This is a genomic window from Actinocorallia lasiicapitis, assembly GCF_054778695.1.
In genome coordinates this window covers 1-2,781 of sequence record NZ_BAAGZI010000564.1, presented here as the reverse complement: position 1 = coordinate 2,781, position 2,781 = coordinate 1, and the positions used below count along the sequence as shown (strand labels likewise).

The 2,781-nt window shown below is 69.7% G+C and carries 4 protein-coding genes; all 4 read right to left on the bottom strand.

The annotated features are described in order from the left end of the window. Nucleotides 1-210: hypothetical protein (locus tag ACYVE7_RS32170; RefSeq protein WP_460370109.1), on the bottom strand; the 210-nt coding region annotated here is incomplete at its 3' end. Continuing rightward, complete coding sequence (locus tag ACYVE7_RS32165) at nt 207-926, bottom strand: bestrophin-like domain (RefSeq protein ID WP_460370107.1); 720 nt, start codon at nt 924-926, stop codon at nt 207-209. The genes ACYVE7_RS32170 and ACYVE7_RS32165, both read right to left, overlap by 4 nt. A gap of 132 nt (nt 927-1,058) precedes the next feature. Next, complete coding sequence (locus tag ACYVE7_RS32160) at nt 1,059-2,381, bottom strand: M50 family metallopeptidase (RefSeq protein ID WP_460370106.1); 1,323 nt, start codon at nt 2,379-2,381, stop codon at nt 1,059-1,061. 147 nt (nt 2,382-2,528) lie between these two features. Then, on the bottom strand, nt 2,529-2,781 hold a 253-nt coding region (locus tag ACYVE7_RS32155; protein WP_460370105.1), incomplete at its 5' end, for a hypothetical protein.

Here is a 2,781-nt window from a genome sequence, read left to right as displayed (position 1 = left end):
AGGCGGGGGCGCGGGCTGGGGGGCGGGCTCGGGCGCGCAGGCGCCGGGGCCGATCAGGATCGCCACATCGAGCTGGATCAGCCACAGGTCGATCCCGATGCAGATCTTGAGCAGCGGATCCATCGGCCGCGCCGGGGCCGCGGCCGCGGGACCGGCCATCAGCAGCAGGCAGAGCAGGGCCCCGGTGAAGGCTCCACAGCGCTTGATCATGGGATGCGGGTGAATTCCTGCTGGGCGGTCTCGAAGGCGTCGGCCGAGACCCCGAGCGGGCCCTTGAAGGTGTGGTTGATCGAGAACGCGAGCTGCACGCTCACCGCCAGCGACAGGGCCAGCAGGGCGTAGGGGACCCAGACCCAGCCCTTCGGCTTCGCGCCCGACAGCAGCGGAAACGCCAGCACCAGCAGCGCCGTGACCGCGGTCAGCGCCAGCACACCGCCGGGCAGCGCCGCCTCGGCGTCCACGGCCCGCTGCCTGCGCGCCGCGAACACCTCCTCCAGATGGCCCTCGACCGAGTCGAGCGCCCCGGCCTGCTGCTTGTCCTTGTAGGACAGCTCGCCGAGATGGGCGCGCAGGTCGTCGAGCATCGGCCAGCCGTCCGCGCCGAGCCGCCCGTTCCGCAGGCTGCGCCATTCGGGACCGGCCACATAGGCCGTGTACTCCCTGAGCGCCTCACGGGTGGAGTCGGCCTCGGCACCGGGCAGGTCGCCCGCCGCCCAGTAGGCCTCGACCAGCGACTGGGCCTCGGCGTAGGTGTTCTGCCGCGCGGAGTCCGCGACCGTCCAGGGGACGATCACCGCGATGGCGAACACCAGCAGGAAGAGGGCCGAGATCATCGCACCGGAGTGGGAGGCGGTGGGGCCGTCCGGCTCGTCGTCGATACGGCCGTCTTGGTCGTCGCCCTTCCGGCGACGCAGGGCGTGGAACATGAAGCGACTCCGGGGGGAGGGGGTCACGCTGATTACCGTGCGTGGCCAACCTAACCCGTGCAGTCGTAACGCACACCCGTTGTGATCGAACCGTGGCTTAGTGGCGTTCCCGTCGAGGGATTCGGCGGAGGATCAGGTCAGGCGGATCGGGTTGAACAGGTCCGCGTAGACCAGGAGCGCGCCCATCACGAGGAAGACCAGGCTCATCGCGTAGGTGAGCGGGAGCAGCTTCGCGACGTCCACATAGCCGGGGTCGGGGCGGCGGGTGATCCGGGCGAAACCGCGCTTGATCCCCTCCCAGAACGCGCCGGCCATGTGGCCGCCGTCGAGGGGGAGCAGCGGGATCAGGTTGAACATGCCGACCGCGAAGTTGATCCCCGCCAGCAGCTGGATGTACCAGGCGATCTTGTCGAGGGTCGGGGTCGGCGACGCGAGGATCTCGCCGCCCAGCCGGGACGCGCCGACGACGCCGATCGGCCCGTTCGGGTCGCGCTCCTCGCCGCCGAACGACGCCTGCCAGACCCCGACCATCTTCTCCGGAAGGTGGACGAACGATTCGAGCGTGCGGGCCGTCATCGTGCCCATGATCTGGACGACGTCGCCGGGGCCGCCGGTCACCCGGTCGGCCAGCGGGACGATCCCGACGAACCCCGCCGTGACGGTCTTGTCGGGGTCCTTCAGGTCCTGGAGGGTGTTGACGCCCACGTTCAGGGTCTTGGTCAGCCGCTGCCCGTCCCGCTCGATCACGACCGGCACGGACTTGCCGGCGGAGTCGCGGATCAGGAGCTGGAGCTGCCTGTAGTCGTCGATCTCGGTGTCGCCGAACCGCAGGAACTTGTCGCCTGCCTGAAGCCCGGCCAGCGCGGCGGGGGTGGAGCGCTGCGCCTCGGCGGCGGTGCACTCGCGGATCTTGCCGTCGGGGCCCGTCGCCTCGGTCACCGCGATCGTGCACTTGTTGACGGCCGAGATCGTGGGGACGGTCTGCGTGGTCCCGATGCCCATGATCAGGATCGCGAAGAAGATCAGCGCGAGCAGCAGGTTCGCCGCGGGGCCCGCGAACATGATGGTCAGCTTCTGCCACCACTTGCGGTTGTAGAAGACCCTGTCCTCGTCGCCCGGCCTGACCTCCTCCAACGCCCCTTCACGGGCGGAGTCGATCAGCATCTGGAACCGGCCGGTCGACGACGGCCGGACGAAGCCCTCGGGGTCGCTCTTGCGCGGCGGCAGCATCCCGATCATCCGGATGTACCCGCCGAGCGGGATCCACTTGAGGCCGTACTCGGTCTCGCCCTTGCGCTTCGACCAGATCGTCGGGCCGAAACCCACCATGTACTGGGGCACGCGCACGCCGAACTTCTTGGCGAAGTACATGTGGCCCAGTTCATGGAACGCGATCGACGCCATGAGGAGCACGAAGAACAGCGCGGCGCCACCCAGCAAGATCAACGTTTGCATCCCACGACCCCAGTCCCGCCACGAGGGCGACTCCACCCGAATTCCGGTCCAGCGTAAGCGAACAGCCGCGCGCCCGGGTCTTTCCCCCAGGTAACGACGGATCGGCCCGCCTCGGGAGTTCCCCGGACTGGCCGATCATGCCGTGTGTCAGCGTCGCGCGCCGAACAACGCTCCGGTGAAGCAGGACACCGTCGAGGCGATCACCGTCACCACCACGACGGAGGCGAGGGGGTTCCGGCGGGTCTTCAGCGGCTGGAACTTCGTCTTCAGGATCCTGCGCCGCTCGTAGCCGCCCCGATCGTCGGGGGTTCTCGCCGGGGCGGCCACCGGCTTCGCGCTGGTCGGCGCCGGTTTCGGCACGGCCCGCCGCACCACCGGAGGCCGGACCGCCGGGGCCGCG